Raw genomic sequence first — 25,821 nt, 5'->3', positions numbered from 1 at the left:
CCGGCCCGCGGACCGGCTTCATCCACATTGCTAGCCCTTCACGCACACCACCTGGCGCAGCGTGTGCACCACTTCCACCAAGGAGTTCTGTGCAGCCATTACCGCATCGATATCCTTGTAGGCCATAGGAATCTCGTCGATCACATCGGCATCCTTGCGGCACTCGACGTGGGCGGTGGCGCGCGCCTGATCGTCGACGCTGAACCGGCGCTTGGCTTCGGCGCGGCTCATCGTGCGACCGGCGCCATGGCTGCAGGAACAGAACGCCTCCTCGTTGCCCAGGCCGCGAACGATGAAGCTCTTGGCCCCCATGGAGCCGGGGATGATACCCAATTGCCCCTTGTGCGCAGCCACCGCGCCCTTGCGCGTCACCAGCACTTGTTGGCCGAAGTGGTTTTCCTCCTGCACATAGTTGTGGTGACAGTTGACTGCCTCGACGTCGGCGGAGAACGGTTTGACGATCACCTTGCGCGCCGCGGCCACCACGTGCTGCATCATCAGCATGCGGTTCTGCCGCGCAAACTCCTGCGCCCAGCCCACTGCTTCCACATAGTCGTCGAAATGCCGGCTACCCTGTTGGAAATACGCCAATTCACGGTGCGGCAAATTGGCAATGTGCTGCCGCATATCAGCCTGGGCCAACTCAATGAACAGATTGCCGATGGCGTTGCCTACACCACGCGAGCCCGAGTGCAGCATGAACCAGACGCGGCCGGCCTCGTCCAGGCACACTTCGACAAAGTGGTTGCCGGTTCCCAGCGTACCCAGATGGCTGCGGTTATTGGTTTTCTCCAGCTGCGGATGCTTGGCGACGATGGATTGGAAACCAGGAAACAGCTTGCCCCAGGCGGCGTCCACCGTCTCCGGCGGCGCGCCCCAGGCGCCCTTGTCGCGCCCGCTGCGGGTGCTGGTACGGCCGTGCGGCACCGCGGCCTCGATCGCGCTACGCAGGCCGAACAGATTATCCGGCAGGTCGGCCGCCGTCAGCGTGGTGCGCACGGCCATCATGCCGCAGCCTATGTCCACCCCCACCGCGGCCGGGATGATCGCGCCCCGGGTGGGAATCACGCTGCCTATGGTCGAACCCTTGCCCAGGTGCACGTCCGGCATCACCGCCAGGTGTTTGTAGATGAAGGGCATTTGCGCGGTACGCAGCAGTTGATCGCGCGCGGCCGGCTCCACAGGCACGCCCTGTGTCCACATCTTGATCGGCGCACCGTTCTCGCCCTGCAGGGTTTGATAATGATTCATGTCTTGCTTTCTTATTGTGTAATGGTTTGATGTTGACGCTTGGCTAGCGGCCATAACCCTAGCCCGCCCTTGCGACTGGCGCCGCGGGGAGGCTGGCACCGGTTCTCCCATGAAGGAGGCTGCCATCCTGCTTTTCCTTAACGCCAGAAACGTGCCAGCCTGGACGCCCAAAACCAAAAACCATTCAAGGCATTGAAATTAAAAACAAAAAAAATCAACACCAATCAATCACTCAAACTCACGCCCGGCACCACCCTGAAAAAAGCGATAAAATCATCTATTAAATTATCCAATTAGATAAGAAATGAAAAACAAGGTCGCAATAGGATTCCTGGGCACGGTGCTGGACAAGGGGGGCTACGGCCAGGCACGCTGGCAAAAATGGCGCCCCAGCATCGGCATCTGCCGGCAGCCGCAGTTGCCGCTAGCGCGGCTGGAATTGCTGCACGACAACCATCACCATCAGTTGGCAGAACTGACCGCACGCGACATCGCCGAGATATCTCCGGAAACCGAGGTGAGGCTGCATGCAGTCAATCTGGAAGATCCATGGGATTTCGGCGAGGTGTATTCGGCGCTGGACGACTTCGCAGCCGGCTACGCCTTCGACACCGAGCAGGAGGACTACCTGCTTCACATCACAACCGGCACCCACGTCGCGCAGATCTGCTGGTTCCTGCTGGCCGAGTCTCGCCGCATTCCGGCCCGATTGCTGCAAAGCTCGCCGACGCGGCAGGCCAACGACTTCGCCGGCCGAGTCAGCGTGATCGATCTCGATCTCGCCCGATACGACCACATCGCCAGCCGTTTCGCGCAGCAGAGCGAAGACACGGTGGCCTTTCTCAAGTCCGGCATCGCCACGCTCAATCCGGGCTTCAACCGGATGATAGAGCAGATCGAACGAGTGGCTACGCGCTCATCGGCCCCCATCCTGCTGCGCGGCCCGACTGGCGCGGGCAAAAGTCAGCTGGCCCGGCGGCTGTATGAATTGAAAAAGGCGCGTCGCCAATTGTCCGGCCGTTTCGTTGAAGTCAACTGTGCCACCCTGCGCGGGGACAGCGCGATGTCCGCGCTGTTCGGCCACGTCAAGGGCGCGTTCACAGGCGCGCTGAACGAACGCGCAGGCTTGCTGCGCAGCGCCGACGGCGGGCTGCTGTTTCTGGACGAGGTCGGCGAACTGGGCTTGGACGAACAGGCCATGCTGTTAAAGGCCATAGAGGAGAAACGCTTTCTCCCCTTTGGCGGCGACCGCGAAGCCAGCAGCGATTTCCAGCTGGTATGCGGCACCATGCGCAATCTGCGGCAGTGGGTGCGCGAGGGAAAGTTCCGCGAGGATCTTTATGCCCGCATCAATCTATGGCACTTTGAGTTGCCCGGCCTAGCCGCCCGCCGCGAAGACATAGAGCCCAATCTGGAATTCGAACTGGCCAGACACGCCGGCGAACAAGGCCGGCACGTGCGCTTCAACGCCGAAGCCCGCCGCGCTTACCTGGATTTCGCGCTGTCGCAGGATGCCCTATGGCTAGGCAATTTCCGCGAGCTGTCGGCTTCGGTCACGCGTATGGCCACGCTGGCGGATGCCGGACGCATCGACAACGGCCTGGTGAACGAAGAGATTGGCCGCCTACGGGAGGACTGGGGCGGGGAGCGGCAAACCGACGCTCCCCCTTGCCCGCTGAGTAGCGAGCAATGGGAAGGCCTGGACCTGTTCGACCGCGCGCAGCTGGAAACGGTGCTTCGCGTCTGCCGCCAATCGGCCAGCTTATCCGATGCTGGTCGTCGCTTATTCGCCGTTTCACGCCAAGGCAAAACCCATCCCAACGACGCCGACCGGCTGCGCAAATATCTGGCGCGCTTCGGCCTCAGCTGGCAAACCTTGCGCAAGGAGGGCACCCTGCCTGACGGAGGCTGACACCGTACATGTCGTTACGGTTGTGAACAGATACAAATCGCAATCAGTAGCTATCTTTCCTTTGCGCTTGCGAAACAAAACGGGGCCATAGTGCAAGCATGGGCGATGCCTGCTCGTTTATGTAAAAGGAAGACTGCCATGAAACACGTGATGACCGCGGCGGCGCTGGTCGCCGCCTCCCTGACCAGCCTGCCCAGCCAGGCCGGCGTATCCATCAGCGTCGGCGAGCCCGGCTTCTACGGCCAGATAGACATAGGCGGCTATCCCCAGCCGCAGCTCGTCTACCCGCAGCCGGTTATCGTCCAGCCGGCCGTCACCGTCCTGCCGCCCTTGTATCTGCGCGTGCCGCCGGGGCACATCAAACACTGGGACCGTTACTGCCGCGGCTACGGCGCCTGCGGCCGCCAGGTCTATTTCGTCCGCGACGACTGGTACAACCGCGTCTACGTGCCGCACTACCGCGAATACCATCACGACAACGGCCGGCATGAGGGATGGAAGCACGAGCGCCACGACGACCACCGAGACGAGTGGCACGGCGACGAGTGGCACGGCGACCGCCACGAGCACTGATCTTGGCGCCTACTGGCCCGCATTGAGTCCGGCCAGCGCCGCATCATCCGCCAGCCTGGCGGCGAACGCGTCGCCAGGCATGGGCCGGCCCAGCCAGAAGCCCTGCAGCGTGTCGCAGCCCAGTTCCGCCAGCACCCGGGCCTGCGGCTCCGTCTCCACGCCCTCGGCCACCGTTTCCAGGCCCATGGAATGGGCGAGGGAAACGATCATTCCCACCAGCGTCATCGCCTCCTCCTCGTCCAGCATGCGGCTGACGAAGGAGCGGTCTATCTTCAGCGCCTGCACCGGCAGCCGGGCGAGATAGGCCAGCGAGGAATGGCCGGTGCCGAAATCGTCCAGCGCGATGGAGACGCCCAGCTCCCTCACTTGGCGCAGCGTGGCGATGCTGCTGTCGACATCGGCCATGATCTGGCTTTCGGTGATCTCTATGTCTATGCCCGCATGCTGCGGATGCAGGGCCAGGACCGCGGCAAGAGACTGCGCGAAGTCCGACCGCCGCAGCTGCAAAGGCGACACATTGACCGCTATCCTGGGCGCAGGCAATCCCGCCGCGCGCCAAGACTGATAATCCCGCGCCGCCTGCCTCAACACCCAGTCTCCCACCTCGGAGATCAGGCCCAGCTCTTCCAGCATCGGCACGAACTGCGCGGGCGGCACCATGCCCCGTCCCGGACAGCGCCAGCGCAGCAGCGCCTCCGCGCCGACGATGGCATGCCCCTCCGCGGCGAACTTGGGCTGGTAATGAAGCTCGAACTGCTGCAATTCCAGCGCCTGGCGCAAACGGCTGCCCATCTCCAGCGCCGCGGCCGCGCGATCGGTCATTTCCTGGCGGTAGAACAGGAACTGTTCCTTGCCGGCCTTGGCCCGCTTGACCGCCGACTCCGCGCGCTCCAGCAAGCCCATCGCCGTGGACCCGTCGTCCGGATGCATGGAGAGGCCGAACTTCGCCGACAGCCTCAGTTCGTCGCCATTCAGGACAAGCGGCGAATCCAGGCATTCGCGCCGCATCTGCTCGATGCCGAGCGCGGCCTCGTCCTCGCCCGCCGCCTGCGGCAACACCAGCGCGAACTGGTCCGCGCCTATCCTGGCCAGCAGCGACGCGTCCTGCGTATGGCGCAGCAGGCGCTGCGTCAGCAGCGTCAGCACCTGGTCGCCCTCGTTGCGGCCGAACACGTCGTTGATGGACTTGAAATTCTCGATATCGAACACCGCCAGCGCGAAACGCCTCCCCTCCTGGGCCGAATCCGCCATCCGCTGGGCCAGCCGCTCGCCCAGCAGGCTGCGATTGGCGAGGCCGGTCAGGCTGTCGTAATAGGCCAGGTAATCCAGCCGCTCTTCTTTTTGGATATGATCCAGCGCGAAACCGATATCGCTGGCCAGCTCGCGCAGCAAGCCCATCTCCTGGCGGTCGAAAGCGCCGACATCGCCGGCGAACAGCGCCAGCACCGCGAAGGCGCGGCCATCCAGCATGACGGGAAGGCAGGCGACGGAGCGCACGCCATAGCTGATCAGGTGCGGGGCCAGCCCCTTCAGCGAGGCATCCTCCTGCACATCGTTGCACACCACGATTTCCTTCTGCCGCACCGCCTTGCAGGCCGGCCTATCCCGGTACGGCGAATCCTCCTTCGCGCTCAGGCGGATCTGCCGCAGGTAATCGCTGTCCTCGCCGCGGAAGGCGACCACGGTGCCGTTCAGCGTTTCCGGATCGATGACCCCAACCCAGGCCATCCGGTAAGTGCCCACTTCCACCGTGACTCGGCAGATGCCGTCGAACAGCTCCTCCCGCTCATGGCAGCGAGCCACCAGCGCGTTGATCCTGCTCAGCACCTCGTACACCCGGCCCAGCCGCGCCACCCGTTGCCGCAGCAGCGACTGCTGCAACGAAACCGCCAGATGCCGGGCATAGGCCTGCGCCACGTCCAACTGTGCGGCATCGAAAGCGCCCACGGCGTCCGAGGCCAGGTTAAGCATGCCTAGCAGCCGGCCTTCCGCCAGCAGCGGGATGCGGGCGTAGGATTGAATGCCCTGCTGGTACAGCCGCTCCAGCGTCAACGCGCGCCGCGGGATCTGGCCCAGATCGGTCACCACGCAGGTTTCGCCCCGCTTCATCCGCTCCAGGTCCTCCATGCCGTAGCTGACCAGGCTCAGCCGCTGGCCGGGATCGTAGCTGGCGCCGGGCGCCCGCTCGATGGCCAGCACCCTGGCGCAGCTGCTCTCCCAGTCGATCAGCATCGCCGTCGCGCCCCAGAACGGCACTTGCCGCCGCAGGCTGCGCAAGCCTATCTGCGCGATCTGCTCGGCGTCGCTGGCGGCCAGGATCGCCCGGTTCAGGTCGTTGAGCGCCTCCAGCTGCTGCATGCGTTGCGTCATCTCCGCCTGCGTCCGCTCGCGCTCGCTGATGTCGCGCAGGATCACCGTGTAGCTGCGCCTGCCGTCCACGTCCTGGGTGGCGATGGAGGCCTCCAGGTCGAAGATGCCGCCTCCCGCCCGCATGCCCTGGACCTTGCCCAGCCGCCCCATATGGCGCGGGCTGGCCCCGCTCTCTCCGAATCGCTGCACCTTCTGGCGGTGTGCTGCCCGCATGGTGGGCGGCAGCAGGCAATCCAGCGGCTGCCCCAGCATGTCCTGCGCCCGCCGGCCGAACATCCGCTCCGCGGCGGCGTTGAACAGCGTGATGCGCTGATCGGCGTCCAGCGTGATGATGCCGTCCATCGCCGAGCTCACCATGCCGGCGAGCCGCGCCTCGCTTTCCCTAAGCGCCATCTGGGCGCGGTGCCGCTCGGTCACGTCCAGCACCACTCCGTGCACATGGGCTTCGCCGTCGAAATGGATCAGGCGAAACGACAACAATCCCTGCAAAACGCTTCCATCATCGCGCAGCAAGGTCACCGGCACGCCCCTCACCTCGCCTTCGCTCCGGAGCGCCTCCATCAACCTGCTCCTGTCCGCGGCGTCCTTCCAGATGCCCAGCTCGAGCGTGGTATGACCCAGCGCCCGCTCTCGTGTCAGTTGCAGCAGATCCAGGAAGGCCTGGTTCACCTCTTCCAGCGCGCCGTCTTCCATTCTGGAAATCGCCATCGCCACCGGGCTGTCGGAGAACAGCACGCGGAAACGCTCGTCGCTGTGCCGCAATGATTCCAGCGCCGCCTGCCGCCGTGCCAATACCATGGCCAGCCTGGCGCGGGCGCGCAGCTGCACCTCGCCCATCACGCTGAACAGCACGCCGATGAGAACCAGCAGGCTGAGCGACAGCAGCTGCGAAGCCGGATCTGCCGGCACGCCGGAAAAGGAGGTAAGCGACAAGGAGGCGACAATGGAGAAAATCAGGGCGATGGACAGCAGCCCCGGCCCCAGCCCGCCCAGCAAGGCGCTCAGACCGATGGGAATCAGGAACAGCAGCATCAGGTGGTGCTGGAATCGCAATTGGAAGCGCAGCACCAGCACCAGCAGAGAGCCGCAGACGGCGAAAAGATACGCCAGCGCCTGGCCGTGCCTGGGCTGCAGCAGCACGCAATCATCGTCCAGCTGGTTCAAACAAAGCTTCAACACTGCGGCGCAGCCCAGGATGAACGCCGAATCCCACCCGGCCACCAGCCAGGCATAGATCCGCGGACTCGCCAAATAGACCCACAGCACATCCGGCATGGCCATCGCCGCCAGCACGGACATCAGATACAGCAGCACCAGCCAGCCCATGCCGCGACGGGCCAGCGCCAACAGGCCTAGCCCAAGCGGTCCCAGCTTGCGCAACCCGGCCAGTCGCTCCAGCCCCATGCCGCTCAGCAACAGATACAGGAAGGCTGAAGAAACGAAAGCGAACAAGCTGTCCCAGGCCATGCCGCCGAGCGGATTGCCCGGCCTCCCCCATTGGTCCATCATCAGATCGGGCACGATGATCCAGGCCGATGCGATCAGCGCGTACGCCGACACGATGATCCAATGCAAACGCCGTCTATCTGCCTCCATGCGCCCCCCGCGGAGAAACTCCCCGCCATTCGATGCGGATGCCGTATTGCCCTTATTGCTTCAGTATGGCCGGCGATTGCGCCATGTCGAGCCGATATCGGCCGGCAAGCAAGCAAAAAGCCCGCGCGAGCGCGGGCTTTCGGGAATCGGATCCACTTGGGCTCAACTCTGGGGCAGCAGGCTGTCCTTGTGCAGCAGTTCGGCGAAATCGTCGGCCGGCAGCGGCTTGGCAATCAGATAGCCTTGGACGAAATCGCAGCCCTCCTGCTCCAGGAACTGCCATTGCTCCATCGTCTCCACGCCCTCGGCCACCACCTGCATGTTGAGGTTCTTTGCCATGTTGATGATGGCGCGGGCGATCGCGCTGTCGTCGGCGTCCTGCGGGATGTCGCGGACGAAGGAGCGGTCGATCTTCAGCTTGTCCGCCTTGAAGCGCTTCAGATAGGACAGGCTGGAATAACCGGTGCCGAAGTCGTCGATGGACAGCCGGAGCCCCATGTTCTTCATATTGTCTATGGTCTGGATCGTGGCCTGGGCGTCTTCCATGATGATGCTTTCGGTCACCTCGATGTCCAGCGCGTGGCCGGGCAGGCCGCTGGATTCCAGCGCCTGCTTGACCTGCAGGGCGAGGTCCGGCTGGCGGAACTGCAGCGCCGACAGGTTGATCGCCAGCGTCAGCTCCGGCAGGCCGGCCCGGCGCCATTCCACCAGCTGGCGGGTGGCCTCGGCGATCACCCAGTTGCCGATCTGCACGATGAAGCCGCGCTCCTCGGCCACCTGGATGAAGCGCACCGGTCCCAGCAGGCCCAGCGATGGGTGGTTCCAGCGGATCAGCGCCTCGGCGCCGACGATGCGTCCGCTTTCCATCTCCACCTGCGGCTGGTAGTGCAGCACGAACTCGTCGCGCTCGAGCGCGAAGCGCAGCTGGCTCTCGATGGCCAGGATTTCGCGGGCGCGGGCGTTGAGGTCGGCGGTGTAGAACTTGTAGCTGTTGCGGCCGGACGATTTGGCGTGGTACATCGCCGCGTCGGCGTTGCGGACCAAGGTTTCATAGTCGCGGCCGTCGTCGGGGTAGACGCTGATGCCGATCGACGGCGTGATGGTCAGCACGTGGTTGTGCAGCTCGATCGGATTGGCGAACACGTCGCGCACCCGCTCCGCCGCCAGCGCCGCCTCGCCCGGATCGGAAATCACCGGCAGCAGGATGATGAACTCGTCGCCGCCCTGGCGCGCCAGCATCTCGCCCGGCGCCATCACCGACTTGATGCGGTCGGCGGCCACCTGCAGCAGCGTGTCGCCGGCCGAATGGCCCAGCGACTCGTTGACGGTCTTGAAACGGTCCAGGTCCAGCAGCAGCAGCGCCAGCCGCTGGTTGTCGCGCACCGCGTTGTGGATGGCCAGCTCGACGCGGTCCTGCATGTGGATGCGGTTGGGCAGGCTGGTCAGCACGTCGAAGTGGGCCAGGAACTGGATGCGCTCGTCGGCGGCCTTGCGCTCGGTGAGGTCGCTGAAGATGGCGACGTAATGGGTGATCTCGCCCAGGCTGTTGCGCACCGCGTTGATCGCCAGCCATTCCGGGTACACTTCGCCGTTCTTGCGGCGGTTCCACAGCTCGCCCTGCCAGGAGCCGTGTTCGGCGATGGACTGCCACATCTGCTCGTAGAACGGCTCGTCGTGGCGGCCGGACGACAGGATGCTGGTCTTCTGTCCCAGCACCTCGTGCTGGGTGTAGCCGGTGATCTCGGTGAACGCGCGGTTGACGCTGCGGATGCGGCGGTCGGCGTCGGTGATCATGATGCCCTCGACGGTGTTCTCGAACACCTTGGCCGCCAGCTGCACCCGCTCCTCGGCCGCGCGCTTCTCGGAAATGTCGCGCACCATGCGCCACACCGCGTTGATGCGGCCGAAGGCGTCGCGCATCGCCACCGTCTTGACGCTGACCGGCACCTGGTTGTCGAAACGGTTCAGGTAAGTGGCCTCGAACTCGTCGCAATAGCCGAAGCGCAGCACCTTGTTGTCCAGATTGAAGCGCTCCAGCGCCTCGCTCTCCTCCGCCACCAGGCTCCAGAAGTTCTGCTGCTTGAGCTGGTCCAGGCTGTAGCACATCAGGTTGAGAAAGGCCGGGTTGGCGTCGATGACTTGCCCGTCCAGCGAACTGATCACGATGCCGTCCAGGTTGGACCAGAACAGCTCGCGGTATTTGTTCTCGGAGCGGCGCAGCGCGTCCTCCACCTCGCGGCGGCGGGCGATGTCCGCCTCCAGCGCCAGCGTCTTGGCCCTGAGCTCGTCCACCAGGCGCTTGAGCTCGGAACGGGTCCACTCCAGGTGGGTGCCGAGCCGGCCCAGCTCGTCGCGGCGCGACCACTCGAACGGCGAGTCCAGCTTCAGTTCGGCCAGCAGCCGCGCCTGCTCGGTCAGCAGCTTCATCGGGCTGAGGAAGCGCGAGTGCAGGATGCTCATGATCAGCATGATGGACAGCACCAGCTGCGCCGCCAGGATCATCAGGATGTTCTTCACCTGGTTGCTGAGCGCGATGGCCAGGTTCTCGTTGTCGAACTCCATCGTCACCTGGCCGATGGCCTCGCCGCGGTAGATCACCGGTTTTTCCACGTAGGACACGCTGCCGATGCGGCGCTCGCTGCGCACCGCGGACAGGAAAACCTGATTGGACTGGGTATCGGTGACGCGGATGGAAATCACGCGCGGGTCTTCCATCACCGACGCGATCAGCGGATTGCCGGCCTGCCGGCTCAGATTCCACAGCGGCTCCTGCATGCCGAGCGCGACGATGTCGAGCAGGCGGCGCTGATCGGTCTCCAGCTGGGTGGTCAGGTTGTCCTTCTGAATATTGAAGCTGAGATAGCTGATGATGGAGGCGGGAATCAACAAGCCGAGTATCACGGCGATGAGAAACACATCCCTCAAATTCAGGCCAGTGCTGGCAGTGGATTTTTCGTCTGCTTGTTGAGCCATGTCGCGCTAGTCTTTGGTTCGCCGCGGGTTGCGGCAGATCGAATGCCCCGAGTCAATAATTCACATGTGCAATCAGCAGTATACACCGGCCGCCGTCGGCTTTTCGCCGGAATATTCACCAGTCATCCACCCTTATCATTTTCAAGCATATCTTCAGCACAAATCGGTGAAATATAAAGAGAGCACAGCAGCTCATTGCCTTGCCGCAATCGCAGGGCCTAAAATCCACGACACTTAAGACAACGGATCATCAGGATATCAGCCATGCCGCAGTCCCGTTATGAAAAGATTATCTCCGCCCGCTGGATCATCACCGTGGAAACTGACGGCGAAGTCCTGGAAAACCACGCGATCGCCATTCGGGACGGCAAGATAGCCGCCATTATTCCAGCAGCCGACGCCGCCGGGCTAGAGGCGGATGAAAGGCTGGAGCTGCCCGACCATGTGCTGATGCCCGGCCTGATCAACCTGCACGGCCACTCCGCGATGTCGCTGCTGCGCGGCCTGGCCGACGACAAGGCGCTGATGGACTGGCTGACCAATTACATCTGGCCCACCGAAGGCAAGCACGTCCACGACGACTTCGTGTTCGACGGCTCGCTGCTGGCGATGGGCGAAATGATCCGCGGCGGCACCACCACCATCAACGACATGTATTTCTATAATGCCGCCGTCGCCCGCGCCGGCCTGGCTTCCGGCATGCGCACCTTCGTCGGCTGTTCCATCCTGGAATTCCCGACCAATTACGCGTCCAACGCCGATGACTACATCGCCAAGGGCATGGCCGAGCGCAGCCAGTTCCTGGGGGAAGACCTGCTGACCTTCACGCTGGCGCCGCACGCGCCCTACACCGTATCGGACGATACCTTCCGCAAGGTTGTGACGCTGGCCGAGCAGGAGGACATGCTGATCCACTGCCACATCCACGAAACCGCGGACGAGGTGAACAACAGCGTCAAGGAGCACGGCCAGCGCCCGCTGGCCCGCCTGCAGCGGCTGGGCCTGCTGTCCCCGCGCCTGGTGGCGGCGCACATGGTGCACCTGAACGACGCCGAAGTCGAACTGGCGGCCAGGCACGGCCTGTCCACCGCGCACAACCCCGCCTCGAACATGAAGCTGGCTTCGGGCATCTCGCCGGTGAGCAAGCTGATGGACGCCGGCGTCGCCGTGGGCATCGGCACCGACGGCGCCGCGTCCAACAACAAGCTGGACATGCTGGCGGAAACCCGCCTGGCCGCGCTGCTGGCCAAGGTGGGCACCCTGGACCCGACCTCGGTGCCGGCCGCCGCCGCCATCCGCATGGCCACGCTGAACGGCGCGCGCGCGCTGGGCATCGCCGACAAGGTCGGCTCGGTCAAGGTGGGCAAGCAGGCCGACCTGATCGCCCTCGACCTGGCCCAACTGGAAACCGCGCCGGCATTCGACCCGATCTCCCATGTGGTGTACGCTGCCGGTCGCGAACAGGTCAGCCACGTCTGGGTCAAGGGCCGCGCGCTGATGCGCGAGCGCAAGCTGACCACGCTGGACGAAAGCGACCTGAAGGCCCGCGCCGGCGACTGGCGCAACCGCATTCTGGCAAAGTGATAGCATGAGCAACGTAGACGAACTCGAAATCGACAAATTCAGCCAGCTGGCGCACAAGTGGTGGGACAAGGACAGCGAATTCAAGCCGCTGCACGAGATCAACCCGCTGCGCCTGGACTTCATCGACCGCCACGCGTCCATCGCCGGCAAGAAGGTGCTGGACGTCGGCTGCGGCGGCGGCATCCTGGCCGAGAGCATGGCGCTGAGAGGCGCGCAGGTGACCGGCATCGACCTGGCTAAAAAATCGCTGAAGGTGGCGCAGCTGCACAGCCTGGAGTCCGGCGTGCCCATCGACTACCGCTGCGTGGCGGTGGAGGATCTGGCGGCCGAAATGCCGGGCGCCTTCGATGCGGTGACCTGCATGGAGATGCTGGAACACGTGCCGGACCCGGAAAGCGTGGTGCGCGCCTGCTCCACGCTGGTGAAGCCGGGCGGCTGGGTGTTCTTCTCCACGCTGAACCGCAACGCCAAGGCCTATCTGCTGGCCGTGGTCGGTGCCGAATACGTGTTGAACATGCTGCCGCGCGGCACCCATGAATACGCGCGTTTTCTGAAGCCGTCGGAGCTGGGCCGCATGGCCCGCCACGCCGGCCTCGGCCTGCAGACGCTGAGCGGCATGGGCTACAACCCCGTCACCCGCATCTACTCGCTGAACGACGACACCGCCGTCAACTACCTGATGGCGACCCGCCGCGCCGACTGAGCCCCCCGCCCCGGCCCCGCGCGCCTTGCGGACCGCCCGGCCGGGGAAGGAAGGTCTCCCGGCGGCTGCCCTGCCCATGAGGCCCGGCCATGCCGGGCCTTTCGTTTTCCGCACGCTTGTTTCGCACGACTTGTGAAAAATGGCAGAAAACGCCCACTGCCCAAGTCAACACAACACGAAAACATGCGTTTTAATCATCTGATTGATATCATAGCCGCCCTCAACGCCGACGCGCATGATGCGCGCGGCCGGCATGGCAGTGCCGCGCCGCGCGCGTCCAGGCTGGATACAAACAGGCAGACAGACAGGATACTGCCGGACAATCCGGCACAATGCCGTACAATATCAAGAGAACGAGAAAATCAATTTCCGGAGATGATTCATGACATTCAAGGCCAATGACCTCTTGACCGAGCAGATCGCCCAATATTTAGGCAGACAGATCATTCAGGGCGAAATGAAACCGGGCGAGCGGATCCAGGAACTGCGCATCGCTTCCGAACTGGAAGTCAGCCGCGGTTCGGTGCGAGAGGCCTTGCTGATTCTGCAGCGCCGCCACCTGGTGGACATCTTCCCGCGCCGCGGCGCGATGGTGTCCAGCATCAGCGCGCGCGACGTGCGCGACTTCTTCGACCTGTGGTTCCTGCTGCTGGACCGCGTGGCGCAGAACCTGGCCGCCGGCTGGCAGAACGACGACCTGGCCCGCTTCATCGAGCTGATGGCGCTGCTGGAGGAAGACAACCGCCGCGACGACCTGCAGGCCTTCTACGAGCACGGCATCGAATTCCTGTCCGCGCTGTACCGCCACGCCGACAACCGCTACCTGACCGACACCCTGACAGACATGCTGCCGCTGACCCAGCGCTGCCTGTACGCGATCCTGCGCGCCGGCAAGAGCCAGATGGACCGCACCCACCAGTTCCTGGAAACCCTGCTGAAAACGCTGATCGCGCGCGACACCAGCCGCCTGAAGCAGATGATCGCCGAGTTCGGCCAGGATTACAGCCTGCTCGCGCAAAGCGCGGCCGAGGCGCTGGAAGGCGGCGCCTGACTCCCGTTTCCCTGATAAAAAAAGGCTGCCGAGGCAGCCTTTTTCATTGGCGCGCGCCGTCAGCGGCGGCGGTATTCGACGAAGGCGTAGGGCAGCCCCGCTGCGCTGACCGCCTGCTCGCGCGAAACCTCGCGCCACTCGTCGGCGGCGAAGGCCGGAAAATGGGCGTCGCCGTCGTAGTCGCGGGCGATCTCGGTCAGGCACAGGCGGTCGGCCAGCGCCATGGCCTGGCGGTACAGATCGGCGCCGCCGATCAGGCAGGCCTCCTCCACCGCGCCGGCCAGCGCCAGCGCCTCCTGCAGCGAATGCGCGGTTTCCGCGCCGTCCGCGCGCCAAGCGGCCTGGCGGGTCACCACGATGTTGCGGCGGCCCGGCAGCGGCCGGCCGATCGAATCCCAGGTCTTGCGGCCCATGATCACCGGCTTGCCCAGCGTGGCCGCCTTGAAGTGCTTGAGGTCCTCCGGCAGATGCCAGGGCAGCTTGTTGTCCACGCCTATGGTGCGGTTGGCGGCCATCGCGGCCACCAGCGTCAGCGTCGGCTTTTTCGCTTCGCTCATACCGCCACCTGCGCCTTGATGTGCGGATGCGGATCGTAGCCTTCCAGCGCGAAGTCGTCGAAGGTGAACGCGAACAGATCCTTCACCTCCGGGTTCAGCTTCATCGTCGGCAGCGGGCGGGGATCGCGCGTCAGTTGCAGCCGGGCCTGCTCCAGGTGGTTGCTGTACAGGTGGGCGTCGCCCAGCGTGTGGACGAAATCGCCGGGCTGCAGGCCGCACACCTGGGCCACCATCATGGTCAGCAACGCGTAGCTGGCGATGTTGAACGGCACGCCGAGGAAGATGTCGGCCGAACGCTGGTACAGCTGGCAGGACAGGCGCCCATTGGCGACGTAGAACTGAAACAGGCTGTGGCACGGCGGCAGCGCCATCTGGTCCACCAGCGCCGGATTCCACGCCGACACGATCAGCCGGCGCGAGTCCGGATTCTTCTTGATCATGTCCAAGAGCTGGCTGATCTGGTCGATGTGGCGGCCGTCCGGCGCCGGCCAGCTGCGCCACTGGTAGCCGTAGACCGGCCCCAGGTCGCCGTTCTCGTCGGCCCACTCGTCCCAGATCGACACGCCGTTTTCCTTCAGGTAGCGGATATTGGTGTCGCCCGACAGGAACCACAGCAGTTCATGAATGATGGAGCGCAGATGGCATTTCTTGGTGGTGACCAGCGGGAAGCCGGCCGCCAAATCGAAGCGCATCTGGTAGCCGAACACCGAGCGGGTGCCGGTTCCGGTGCGGTCTGCCTTGTCGTGTCCATGTTCCAGCACATGGCGCATCAGGTCGAGGTACTGTTGCATGTGGGCGATTCCGTCAATAATCAGATTATTGTACCGCTAGCGGCGCTGCCGCGCGAGGCGCGGGGCTGGCCGAGACCTACCGGCATACGCTACCATTCAGTTTAAAATCAAGACAAAAGCATTTATCTAAAGCGAGCCCATGGCAGAAGACTCAGACCTCGAACGCACCGAACCCGCGTCAGCCAAACGGCTGTCGATGGCCCGGGAAGATGGCAACATCCCCCGCTCCAAGGAGCTGTCGACCTTCGCCGTCACCATGACCGGGGTCGCGCTGCTGATGGCGATGGGTGGCCAGCTCGGCCATGCGCTCGGCGAGATCATGCGCCACCTGTTCACCTTCGACCAGGCCACGGTGCAGAACACCGAGCCCGCGCTGATACGGTTCAAGGAAAGCCTGTTCCAGGCGCTGGGCGCGCTAGCGCCGTTCTTCGGCGGGCTCGCCCTGGCCGCCCTGCTCGCGCCGATGCTGGTCGGCGGCTGGAACATGACCTTCAAGGCACTGGAGCCCAATTTCGGCAAGCTGAACCCGCTGCCCGGCATCAAGCGCCTGTTCTCGCTGAACGCCGCCACCGAGGGCCTGAAGGCGATACTGAAAAGCCTGCTGATAGGCGGCATCGCCACCTGGTATATCTGGCGGGAGCGCGGCGAGATCATCGGCCTGCTGGCCATGCCGCTGGAAGCCGGCATCCTGAAGATGACCGACCTGATGATCCGCACCTTCTTCATCGTCACCTCCGCGCTGATCCTGCTGGTGGCGCTGGACGTGCCCTACCAGCTGTGGAGCTACTACAAGAAGCTCAGGATGACCAAGGAAGAGGTCAAGCAGGAATACAAGGAAGCCGAAGGCTCGCCCGAGGTGAAGGGCCGCATCCGCCAGATGCAGCGCGAGGCCGCGCGCAAGCGGATGATGCAAGAAGTGCCCAAGGCCAATGTGATCGTCACCAACCCGACCCACTTCGCGGTCGCGCTGAAATACGACGACACCATGCGCGCGCCGCAGGTGGTGGCCAAGGGATCGCTGATCCTGGCGGAAAAGATCATCGACACCGGCAAGGAAAGCCGCGTGCCCATCATGCGCTCGCCGCGCTTCGCCCGGGCGCTGTACTTCCACGCCGAACTGGGCCAGGACATCCCGGCCCAGCTGTACGCCGCGGCGGCGCAGGTGCTGGCCTACGTGTTCCAGCTGCGGCAATATCAGTCGGTCGGCGGCGTGGCCCCGGTGTATCCGGACCAATTGGACGTGCCCGACGAGCTTGACCCGTACAGCAAACGTCCGCAAGATTCGGCGCCAGAAGAAAGCCGATAAGCCAGCATGGACTCCATCCTCCAGATATTGCGCACCATGAAGATCACCCAGCTCGCCGGGCCGCTGCTGATCATCCTCATTTTGATGATGATGATCCTGCCGCTGCCGCCGGTGCTGCTGGACATCTTCTTCACCTTCAACATCGCGGTGTCGGTGATCGTGCTGCTGGTCGGCATCAATGTGCGCAAACCGCTGGACTTCTCGTCCTTTCCGTCGGTGCTGCTGATCACCACCATGCTGCGGCTGTCGCTGAACGTCGCCTCCAGCCGGGTGGTGCTGCTGGAAGGCCATACCGGGCCGGACGCCGCCGGCAAGGTGATCGAATCGTTCTCCCACTTTCTGGTGGGCGGCAACGTCGCCATCGGCATCGTGGTGTTCATCATCATCACCATCATCAACTTCGTGGTGATCACCAAGGGCGCCGGCCGGATCGCCGAAGTGTCGGCGCGCTTCACCCTGGACGCGATGCCCGGCAAGCAGATGGCGATCGACGCCGACCTCAACGCCGGCCTGATCGGCGAGGACGAGGCCCGCAAGCGCCGCTCCACCATCGCCGAGGAAGCCAACTTCTTCGGCGCGATGGACGGTGCCTCCAAATACGTGCGCGGCGACGCGATGGCCGGCATCCTGATCATCCTGATCAACGTGATAGGCGGCCTGATCGTCGGCGTGGTCCAGCACGACCTGCCAGTGGGACAGGCGGCGGAAACCTACACCCTGCTGAGCATAGGCGACGGCCTGGTCGCGCAGATCCCGGCGCTGATCATCTCCACCGCCGCCGGCATCGTGGTGACCCGCGTCGGCACCGACCAGGACATGTCGGAGCAGTTCCTGGGCCAGCTGTTCACCAAGCCGCAGGTGCTGTACATCACCTCGGCGGTGATCGGCATGATAGGCCTGATCCCCAACATGCCGCATTTCGCCTTCCTGCTGATCGCCGGCTCGCTGCTGGCGCTGGCGCGCGGCATGGAGCGCCGCAACCGCCTGCGCCGGGAGAAGGAGCTGCAGGCCGCCGTCCAGCCCGCGGCGGCGCCCGAGCAGCAGGCGGCCGAGGTCGGCTGGCACGACGTGCAGCACGTCGACCAGTTGGGGATGGAAGTCGGCTACCGTCTGATCCCGCTGGTGGACCGCACCCAGGACGGCGAGTTGCTGCGCCGCATCCGCGGCATCCGCAAGAAGATCGCCCAGGATCTGGGCTTCCTGGTGCCGCCGGTCCATATCCGCGACAATCTGGAAATCAAGCCCAATGCCTACCGCATCCTGCTCAAGGGCGTGGAGCTGGGCAAGGGCGAAGCCTTCATCGGCCAGTTCCTGGCCATCAATCCGGGCATGGTCAGCAAGGAGATCGCCGGCGCCGCCACCACCGATCCCGCCTTCGGCCTGCCGGCGGTGTGGATAGACGCCGGCAAGCGCGAAGAGGCGCAAAGCCTGGGCTATACCGTGGTCGACGCCAGCACCGTGGTCGCCACCCACATCTCCAACCTGCTGCAGACCCACTCCGCCGAGCTGCTGGGACGCGAGGAAGTGCAGGCGCTGATCGACCACCAGGCCAAGGAATCGCCGAAGCTGATCGAGGACCTGGTGCCCAAGGTGGTGCCGGTGAGCATATTGCAGAAAGTGCTGCAGCAGCTGCTGTCGGAAGGCATACACATCCGCGACTTCCGCACCATCGTCGAAACGCTGGCAGACCATGTGCCTCAAAACCAGGACATCGACGAGCTGACCAGCGCGGTGCGCACCGCGCTGTCGCGCGTGATCGTCCAGCAGCTGTTCCCCGGCGAGGCGGAACTGCCGCTGATGACGCTGGAGCCGGCGCTGGAGAACGTGCTGATGCAGGCGGTGCAGTCCAAGGCCGGGGGCGGGCTGGAGCCCGGGCTGGCGGAAAATCTGCTGTCCAGCGCCGCCCAGCAGACGGAACAAGTGGAGATCCAGGGATACAATCCGGTGCTGCTCACGGCGCCGGGGCTGCGGCCGCTGCTGGCGCGTTTCCTGCGCCGGGCATTGCCGCAGTTGCGCGTGATTTCGCATAATGAGATTCCGGACAATAAATCCATTCGTATAATTGCGGTAATCGGCGGCAGCAAGGGCTAAGGGCTAATCGACAATGGTGGTGAAAAAGTTCTTCGGGAAAACCACTCGAGACGCACTCCGGCAAGTTCGCGAAGAACTGGGTGCGGACGCCCTCATTTTGTCCAATCGCCCGACCATGGGCGGCGGCGTGGAAATCATGGCGGTGGCGGACGCCGACGTCGCCAACCTGGCCAGCACGCTGTCCACCTCCAGCAGCAAGCATCCGCCGCGCAACGCGCCGCCGGCGGTCAACCGGCCGCAGCAGCCGGCGCCCATTCCCCAGGCCAACGGCAGCGCGATGAACCGCGCCATCGCCCGCACTTACGCGATGCCGGTGGAGCCGCTGGAAAGCCCGGCCCCGCCGCGGCTGGACGCCGCGCCGCCGCGCGTGGAGCCGACCTACGCCCCGCCGCAACCCGTCGCCCAGCCCCTCATGCAGCCGGCGGCGCAGCCCATTCCCCGCGCCGCGCCGCGCCCGCCGGCGCCGGAGCCCGCCGCGCCTCACGCCAACGGCGAGGAGCAGGAACAGATGGCCCAGGAACTCAGGCAGATCGGCGACGAGATCAAGCTGCTCAGGAGCCTGCTGCAAAGCCAGCTGGCCAGCTTCGCCTGGTCGGACATGGAAGGCAAGGCGCCCAACCGGCTGGAATTGTTCAAGCACCTGCTGGCCATGGGCTTCTCCGCCCAACTGATCCGCCAGCTGATAGAAAAGATGCCGGCGCAGTACCAAGCCGAGGTCGCGGTGAAATGGGCGCGCTCGGCGCTGGCGCACAATCTGAAGTGCGCGGACGCCGACCGCGAGGTGATGGACCGCGGCGGCATCTTCGCGCTGGTCGGCCCCACCGGCGTCGGCAAGACCACCACCGTGGCCAAGCTGGCCGCGCGCGCGACGATGCGCTTCGGCGCCCAGCACGTGGCGCTGATCACCACCGACAGCTACCGGATCGGCGCGCAGGACCAGCTGCGCATCTACGGCAAGATCCTTGGCGTGCCGGTGTTCTCCATCCAGAACGAGGGCGATCTGCAGTTGACGCTGGCCGACCTGTCCAACCGCCACATCGTGTTCATCGACACCGTGGGCATGGGCCAGCGCGACGCGCGCGTGCTGGCGCAGATCGACATGCTGCGCACCGCCGGCCGCCCGATCGAGCGGCTGCTGCTGCTGGCCGCCAACACCGACGGCCACACGCTGGAGGACGTGGTGAAGCGCTACCGCGGCGACGGCCTCGCCGGCTGCATCCTGTCCAAGATAGACGAGGCGGTGGCCCAGGGGCCCAGCCTGGACGTGATCATCCGCAACCGGCTCAAGCTCTACTACGTCACCAACGGCCAGCGCGTGCCGGAAGACCTGCATTCCGCCAACGCCGCCTTCTTGGTCGACCGCGCGATGCGCGCCCAGCAGATCGCCTCGCCGTTCGCGCTGCAGGCCGATGAGATGTCCATCATGCAGGCGGCGCAGGCCGGATGGCTATGAACGCCATGCAGGACCAGGCCGCCAGTCTCCGCCGGCTCGCCGCCCAGCGGCAGCGCGCGCCCAGCTTCGCCTTCATCGGCTCCGAGCACGCCGGCACCAGCACCGTGGTGACCGAGCTGTCCCTGGGCCTGGCCTACGCCGGCCTGCGCCCCATCGTGGTGGACTGCTGCCTGGGCCAGGTGCAGACCCGCCGCCTGGGCGTGCCCGCCACCGCCACGCTGGAAAGCCAGGTGGTCAGCGTGGGCGGCCTGGACGAGATGATGGTGGGGTCGCGGCAAGGCGTGCAGTTGATCAATCTCTATGCGCAGCCGGAGCAGCGCGCGCTATTCTCCACCCAGCTGTGGCTGCGGCTGGGCAGCGAATTCGGCGCCCAGGAACGGGACGCCTCGGCGCTGCTGATCGACGCGCCCGATCCGGTGCGCGATCCGATACCGGCCAGCGTGGCCGACAATCTGGTCTTGGTATTAACACCGGATGCCGACTCGCTGACCGCCGCCTACGCTAATATCAAGCGCCTGGCCAGCCGCTTCGGCCGCCAGCGCTTCAATGTGCTGATCAACCGGGCGCGGCACCTGGAGGAGGCGCACGAGCTGTTCACCCGGCTGTCGGCGGTCGCCAGCGAGTTTCTGACCGTCTCGCTGCGCTGGGTCGGCTTCGTGCCGCACGACAACGCGGTGCGCCGCAGCCAGACGCTGCGCCGGCCGCTGATGGAGGCCTTCCCGGACAGCGAGGCGGCCGCGGCCTTCTCGCAGCTGTCGGCGGTGCTGCCGCAATGGGACGCGCCGGAAACCAGCCGCGACAGTACCGGATACATGGACTTGCTGATTGCCGCCTCGCGCGATTGGGCCGAGGCGGATGGAGCCAAACCCTTATGACCTTTCCGTCCTTCCGCCGATCGGGCTACGCGGCAGCGGCCCCCAGCGTCGAGATCGACGTGGAAGCCTATGCCCCGCTGGTGCGCAAGCTGGCCAGCATCATGATCGCGCGGCTGCCGGCGTCGGTGGAGCTGGGCGATCTGGTCCAGGTCGGCATGATCGGCCTGATCGAGGCCGCCCGCCAGTTCGATCCGGCGCAGGGGGTGCAGTTCGAGACCTTCGCCAGCCAGCGCATCCGCGGCGCGATGCTGGACGAGCTGCGCCGCGAAGACTGGCTGCCGCGCCAGGCGCGCCGCAACTCGCGCCAGATCGAGGAAGCGATTTCCAAGCTGGAACAGAGGCTGGGCCGCGCGCCGCTGGAGTCGGAAATCGCCGCGGAAATGGGCGTGGAGCTGGAGCAATACCAGGACATGCTGGGAGACTGCAAGGGCACCACGCTGCTGCATTTCGAAGACTTCGGCGGCGGCGACGACGAGGGCAGCCACAATCCGGTGACCAATATCGCCGACGACGACTCCCCGGATCCGCTGGCCGCCCTGTCCGACGACAGTTTCCGCCGGCAGCTGGTCAGCGCGATCAAGTTCCTGCCTGAGCGCGACCAACTGGTGATGGCGTTGTATTACGAGCAGGAGCTGAACCTGAAGGAAATCGGCGCGGTGCTCGGCGTCACCGAGTCCCGCGTCTGCCAACTGCACAGCCAGGCCATCGCCCGTCTGCGCGCAAAACTGAAAGACTGGCTGTAGGAGCCTGTGATCTTTTTACGAGCAAGAGATCGTAAACAGGCTCTAAGGGAGGGCCCGGCAACGGGTCTCAGACCAGATCGATAACGGAACCTTCTTGTGGACAAGATCAGTCTTATCGCCATTGTAATGGGCCTGACCGCCATCATCGCAGGCCAGGCCATCGAGGGGGGCAGCATTGGCTCGCTGATGCAGCTGACCGCCTTCATGATCGTGATCGGCGGCACCACCAGCGCGGTGATGCTGCAAAGCACGCCCAAGCAGTTCATGGCCGGCCTGCGCATGCTGCGCTGGATCTTCCGCCCGCCCAACTTCGACCACGAGAAAATGATCCGCGAGGTCATCAACTGGAGCCAGACCTCGCGCAAGGGCGGCCTCTTGGCGCTGGAAGGCCTGATCGCCACCCAGCGCGACCCGTTCACCAAGAAGGCGATGCAGATGCTGGTGGACGGCACCGAGCCGGACACGCTGCGCGCGGTGATGGAGGTGGAGATCAGCATGTTCGAGCACGCCCGCAGGCAGGCGGCGCGCATCTGGGAGTCGGCCGGCGGCTACGCGCCGACCATGGGCATCCTGGGCGCGGTGCTGGGCCTGATCCACGTGATGGAGAACCTGTCCGACCCGTCCAAGCTGGGCGGCGGCATCGCGGTGGCCTTCGTCGCTACCGTCTACGGCGTCGGCTCGGCCAACCTGTTCTTCCTGCCCATGGCCAACAAGCTCAAGCACCTGGTGGCGTCGGAACTGGCGATGAAGGAGCTGGTGGTGGAAGGCGTGGTGGCGATCGCCAACGGCGAGAACCCGCGCATCATCGAGAGCCGGCTGCGCGGCTTCCTGGCGATGCACGAATAATCTCAAACCGCCCGGGACGGAAGCATGAGACAGCGTGTTTTCGGCAGCATAGACTCCTTTGTCGAGTCCGCGGACAGCAGTCTGAAAATCGGCCGGCTGGTCGGCAATTTCGGTTTTTTGCAAGCGCTGCTGCGTTTCGGCGAATTCGATCAGATCCAGCTGTTCTGCCCGACGATGGGCAATCTGCAATTGCTCAGGCAACAGCTGGAAAATTCGCTGGATGAAGACACGCTGAACCGGGTGGTGCTGTCCCACCACCTGAACCTGCCGGACGCGCTGGCCGCCACCGACTTCGACGCCTTCCATCTCGGCGACGCGTTTTTCTATCTGCCCAAGATGGCCGAGCTGCGCGCCCGCCACGCGGCCCATCCCTTTCCGCTCACCGCGCCCACCCACAGCCTGAACGACGTCGATCTGGGCGACAAGATACGCCGCCTGTGCCAGGCCCCCCTCAGGGAGGGAGACGCGATCTTCTGCACCTCCCGCGCCGGCGAGGACGTGATGCGGCACTATCTGGCGCTTCACCGCGAGCCGGGCCGGCCGCCGCGCACGGAGTGGGTGCCGCTAGGCATAGACGAAAGCTATTTCATCCCGCGGGCCCGCGCAGCCTGCCGAAAAAAGCTGGGCCTGCCCGAACGGGCGTTCTGCCTGCTCTATCTGGGCCGTTTTTCGCCGGTCACCAAGGCCGACCTGACGCCGCTGCTCTACACCCTCGCCCGTCTGCGCGCGGAGCCGGCCGGCCCGGATACGCCGCCGCTGGAGTGGCGGCTGCTGCTGGCGGGCGGCGGCAGCGCCGGCGAGATCGCCAGCCTGCGCCAGACCATAGGCGAACTGGGTTTGCAGACATGCGTGCGGCTGTGCGACAACGTCGAGGACGAGGCCAAGCGCGACTTGCTCGCCGCCGCCGACGTCTTCGTCTCGCCGGTCGACAACTATCAGGAAACCTTCGGCCTTTCCATCGTCGAAGCGATGGCCGCCGGCCTGCCGGTGCTCGCCTCGGACTTCGACGGCTACCGCGACCTGGTCGTCGACGGCGAAACCGGCTACCTGATTCCCACGCTGGCCTGCCCCCCGCCAGCCCTGATCGACGCCTTGCTGCCGGTGCTGGATGCCAATCTGGTGTCGCTGTGCTGCGCCCAGGGCGTGGCCGTGGACATGGAATGCCTGGCGCAGCGGCTGCGCGAGCTGGCGCGCAGCCCCGGCCTCTGCCGCGCGCAGGGGGAGGCCGGCCGCAGGCGGGCGCAGGCGCATTTCAGCTGGCGCAAAGTGATGGCGCGCTACGACGCGTGGTGGAGAACGCTCAAGCGGGAGGCGCTCGGCGCGGGCCTGGCCAAGCCGGCCGCGGCGCCCCTGCCGCCGCTGAGCGCGTTTCAAAGCTATCCCAGCCGCTGGCTGGCGAGCGATGTGACGCTGCAGCTCACTCCGCTGGCGGAGGACATCGTCGCCGGCAAGCTGCCGATGCCGGCCACCTATGCCGATGTCTCGCTGCTGTCCAGCGCCCCCCTGCTCGCCCACGTGCTGCAGGTGGTCTCGCAGCTGGGCGCCTGCGGGCTGAGCGAGGTGCTGGAGCACTGTCCGGCCATCGCGCCCGACTATGTCTGCTACCAGCTGGCCTGGCTGCTCAAATACGGCCTGCTGCGCGCGCGGCCGCTGGCGCCGGCTCAGCCGGCGCCCTGAGCTCGCCGCCCGGCTCCGGCCGGCGCAGCCAGCCTTCCAGCAGCTTGTAGTAATCGAGGTCGAAAGCCGGCGTCCCCTCCAGCTCGCCGCCGTTGCGACGGCTGCCCAGATAGCACCAGCGGTCGAACAGGTGCTCGGTCACGTCGCCGCATACCTCGTCGCGCTCCACCACCGCCACCTCGCCGTCGAACGGCCAGGGCTTGACCTTGAGCCGCTGCAGCGCGGCCAGCAGCCTGGCGTTATGGCTGTCGGCGCCCTCGTCGCCGACGCAGGCGCCGCGGCAGCGGCGGATCCGGTAGGCCGCGCAGGGCGCGCCCTTGCGGCTGGTCACCTGCTCCACGCCCAGCACCGACTGGCACAGGCCCTGGGCCAGCGCGATCTGCGCCAGCGCCTTGCGCGCCTCGCGCGCGTGTCGGAACAGACCATATAGATCGGCGGTGCGGCTGAAGTCGATGTCGCGCGCCGAGACCGGCAGCGGCCGAACGTAGCCGTCGTCGCCGGCCTGCACCTGCAGCGTGCAGATCTCGCCCATCATCCTGGCGCGGGGATTGTGCAGCGGCTGCAGCCTGCCCAGCCACTGCAGCTCCTGCAGCCGGGCGCCGAACTCGCCCAGGCACTCCCGCCATTCCACGCGCGCCACCGGTTCGTCTATCCGGACCTCGTGGCTCTTGTGCCCGGGCTTGCGCTCGGCGAAATGGCCCAGCGCCTTGCGGTACAGATTGGGCGCGCGGCCGACGTAGAGCGCGCGGCCGTCCGCCCCGAACAGCGCGTAGACGCCGGCCGAGTCCGGCATGTCCTCGATCTGCTGCTGCAGTTCGGCCGGCAGGCTGGATAGCTCTGCCGGCTGCGACAACAATTGCGCCGCCTCATGCGCCACCCGGTCTTCGCCCAGCTCGGCCTCGGCGATCCGGATGAAGCGGTAAACCGCCTCCGCGTCCGCCAGCGCGCGGTGGCGCTCCGGCATGTCGATGCCGTGGCGGGCGATCAGGCTGTCCAGGCTGTGCTTGAAATGCTGCGGGTACAGCCGGCGCGACAGCTTGACCGTGCACAGCGCACGCGCCTGGAAGCGCAGGCCGTGGCGGCGGAATTCGTTCTTCAGGAAGCCGTAATCGAAGCGGGCGTTGTGCGCCAGCAGCAAGCGCCCCTGCAAACGGTCCAGCAATTCGTCGGCCTGCGCGGAAAACGGCGGCGCGCCGGCCACCATCTCGTTGCTGATGCCGGTCATGTTCTCGATGAAGGGCGGAATGGGCTGGCCGGGGTTGACCAGCCATGACAGGCGCTCGACCCGCTCGCCGTCTATCAGCACCATGCCGACTTCGGTGATGCGGTCGCGCGCGATGTTGCCGCCGGTGGTTTCCAGATCGATGATGGCGCAAGGCTGCGCAAACAAGGTATTCAATCTCGCTTCGCTTTCGTGTCTTGCGGCTGCGCCGCCAACATGCCATATGGTTGAAAATGTTGGCCAGCCG

The 25,821-nt window shown here is 65.3% G+C and carries 18 protein-coding genes; 12 read left to right on the top strand and 6 right to left on the bottom strand.

The features are described from left to right. Window positions 1-30 precede the first annotated feature (30 nt). The gene (locus tag CV_RS05110; protein WP_011134592.1) at window positions 31-1,251 is read right to left on the bottom strand and encodes an RtcB family protein; all 1,221 of its coding nucleotides are present in this window, start codon (window positions 1,249-1,251) and stop codon (window positions 31-33) included. A gap of 304 nt (window positions 1,252-1,555) precedes the next feature. Between CV_RS05110 and rtcR the strand changes: the two genes are divergently transcribed. Together rtcR and CV_RS05100 are read left to right on the top strand one after the other, a co-directional pair. Next, entirely contained in the window at window positions 1,556-3,163 is a 1,608-nt protein-coding gene (gene rtcR, locus CV_RS05105; protein WP_011134591.1) for an RNA repair transcriptional activator RtcR, read from the top strand. A gap of 138 nt (window positions 3,164-3,301) precedes the next feature. Continuing rightward, window positions 3,302-3,736: a hypothetical protein gene (locus CV_RS05100; RefSeq protein ID WP_043595545.1), complete on the top strand. Its 435-nt coding sequence runs from the start codon at window positions 3,302-3,304 to the stop codon at window positions 3,734-3,736. 9 nt (window positions 3,737-3,745) lie between these two features. Here CV_RS05100 and CV_RS22040 read toward each other — a convergent pair whose 3' ends face one another. Beyond that, complete coding sequence (locus CV_RS22040) at window positions 3,746-7,702, bottom strand: bifunctional diguanylate cyclase/phosphodiesterase (RefSeq protein WP_011134589.1); 3,957 nt, start codon at window positions 7,700-7,702, stop codon at window positions 3,746-3,748. Between the two features lie 162 nt (window positions 7,703-7,864). Then, complete coding sequence (locus CV_RS05090) at window positions 7,865-10,675, bottom strand: EAL domain-containing protein (protein ID WP_011134588.1); 2,811 nt, start codon at window positions 10,673-10,675, stop codon at window positions 7,865-7,867. 264 nt (window positions 10,676-10,939) lie between these two features. Between CV_RS05090 and CV_RS05085 the strand changes: the two genes are divergently transcribed. From CV_RS05085 to CV_RS05075, 3 genes are all read left to right on the top strand, one after another. Next, a complete protein-coding gene (locus tag CV_RS05085) occupies window positions 10,940-12,259 on the top strand; it encodes a TRZ/ATZ family hydrolase (protein WP_011134587.1) in 1,320 nt (439 codons plus the stop codon). Between the two features lie 4 nt (window positions 12,260-12,263). After that, window positions 12,264-12,962 carry a bifunctional 2-polyprenyl-6-hydroxyphenol methylase/3-demethylubiquinol 3-O-methyltransferase UbiG gene (ubiG, locus tag CV_RS05080; protein ID WP_011134586.1) on the top strand — a complete coding sequence of 233 codons (699 nt, stop codon included), beginning with the start codon at window positions 12,264-12,266 and terminating at the stop codon, window positions 12,960-12,962. A gap of 382 nt (window positions 12,963-13,344) precedes the next feature. Continuing rightward, window positions 13,345-14,013, top strand: a complete 669-nt coding sequence (locus CV_RS05075) for a GntR family transcriptional regulator (protein ID WP_043595543.1) — start codon at window positions 13,345-13,347, stop codon at window positions 14,011-14,013. Between the two features lie 59 nt (window positions 14,014-14,072). Here CV_RS05075 and CV_RS05070 read toward each other — a convergent pair whose 3' ends face one another. Both CV_RS05070 and CV_RS05065 read right to left on the bottom strand, forming a co-directional pair. Next, entirely contained in the window at window positions 14,073-14,570 is a 498-nt protein-coding gene (locus CV_RS05070; RefSeq protein ID WP_011134583.1) for a dihydrofolate reductase, read from the bottom strand. After that, window positions 14,567-15,361 carry a thymidylate synthase gene (locus tag CV_RS05065; RefSeq protein ID WP_011134582.1) on the bottom strand — a complete coding sequence of 265 codons (795 nt, stop codon included), beginning with the start codon at window positions 15,359-15,361 and terminating at the stop codon, window positions 14,567-14,569. The genes CV_RS05070 and CV_RS05065 overlap by 4 nt, the downstream gene beginning before the upstream one ends. 139 nt (window positions 15,362-15,500) lie before the next feature. Here CV_RS05065 and flhB point away from each other — a divergent pair, with 139 nt between their 5' ends. From flhB to CV_RS05030, 7 genes are all read left to right on the top strand, one after another. Then, entirely contained in the window at window positions 15,501-16,667 is a 1,167-nt protein-coding gene (gene flhB / locus CV_RS05060; RefSeq protein WP_011134581.1) for a flagellar biosynthesis protein FlhB, read from the top strand. A gap of 6 nt (window positions 16,668-16,673) precedes the next feature. After that, window positions 16,674-18,758, top strand: a complete 2,085-nt coding sequence (flhA, locus tag CV_RS05055) for a flagellar biosynthesis protein FlhA (RefSeq protein WP_011134580.1) — start codon at window positions 16,674-16,676, stop codon at window positions 18,756-18,758. Window positions 18,759-18,771: 13 nt separating this feature from the next. Then, window positions 18,772-20,211, top strand: a complete 1,440-nt coding sequence (flhF, locus tag CV_RS05050; RefSeq protein WP_011134579.1) for a flagellar biosynthesis protein FlhF — start codon at window positions 18,772-18,774, stop codon at window positions 20,209-20,211. Further along, window positions 20,202-21,086 carry a MinD/ParA family ATP-binding protein gene (locus CV_RS05045; RefSeq protein ID WP_011134578.1) on the top strand — a complete coding sequence of 295 codons (885 nt, stop codon included), beginning with the start codon at window positions 20,202-20,204 and terminating at the stop codon, window positions 21,084-21,086. The genes flhF and CV_RS05045 overlap by 10 nt, the downstream gene beginning before the upstream one ends. Continuing rightward, window positions 21,083-21,829 carry an RNA polymerase sigma factor FliA gene (locus tag CV_RS05040; RefSeq protein WP_011134577.1) on the top strand — a complete coding sequence of 249 codons (747 nt, stop codon included), beginning with the start codon at window positions 21,083-21,085 and terminating at the stop codon, window positions 21,827-21,829. Before CV_RS05045 ends, CV_RS05040 begins: the two co-directional genes overlap by 4 nt. A gap of 96 nt (window positions 21,830-21,925) precedes the next feature. Continuing rightward, window positions 21,926-22,675 (top strand): flagellar motor protein, encoded by a 750-nt coding sequence (locus CV_RS05035; RefSeq protein WP_011134576.1) that lies wholly within the window; start codon window positions 21,926-21,928, stop codon window positions 22,673-22,675. A 24-nt stretch (window positions 22,676-22,699) separates the two neighbouring features. After that, the gene (locus CV_RS05030) at window positions 22,700-24,352 is read left to right on the top strand and encodes a glycosyltransferase family 4 protein (RefSeq protein WP_052278764.1); all 1,653 of its coding nucleotides are present in this window, start codon (window positions 22,700-22,702) and stop codon (window positions 24,350-24,352) included. On the opposite strand, the gene CV_RS05025 is transcribed toward CV_RS05030, so the two are convergent. Further along, window positions 24,297-25,751, bottom strand: coding sequence for an exonuclease domain-containing protein (locus tag CV_RS05025; RefSeq protein ID WP_225548204.1), 1,455 nt, complete (start codon window positions 25,749-25,751; stop codon window positions 24,297-24,299). The two genes, CV_RS05030 and CV_RS05025, sit on opposite strands and share 56 nt — an antisense overlap. Between the last annotated feature and the right edge of the window lie 70 nt (window positions 25,752-25,821).

This window comes from Chromobacterium violaceum ATCC 12472, from assembly GCF_000007705.1.
In the GTDB taxonomy this organism is placed as follows: domain Bacteria; phylum Pseudomonadota; class Gammaproteobacteria; order Burkholderiales; family Chromobacteriaceae; genus Chromobacterium; species Chromobacterium violaceum.
The sequence above is the reverse complement of the archived record's forward strand: the minus strand, read 5'-3'. Positions and strand labels throughout refer to the sequence as shown.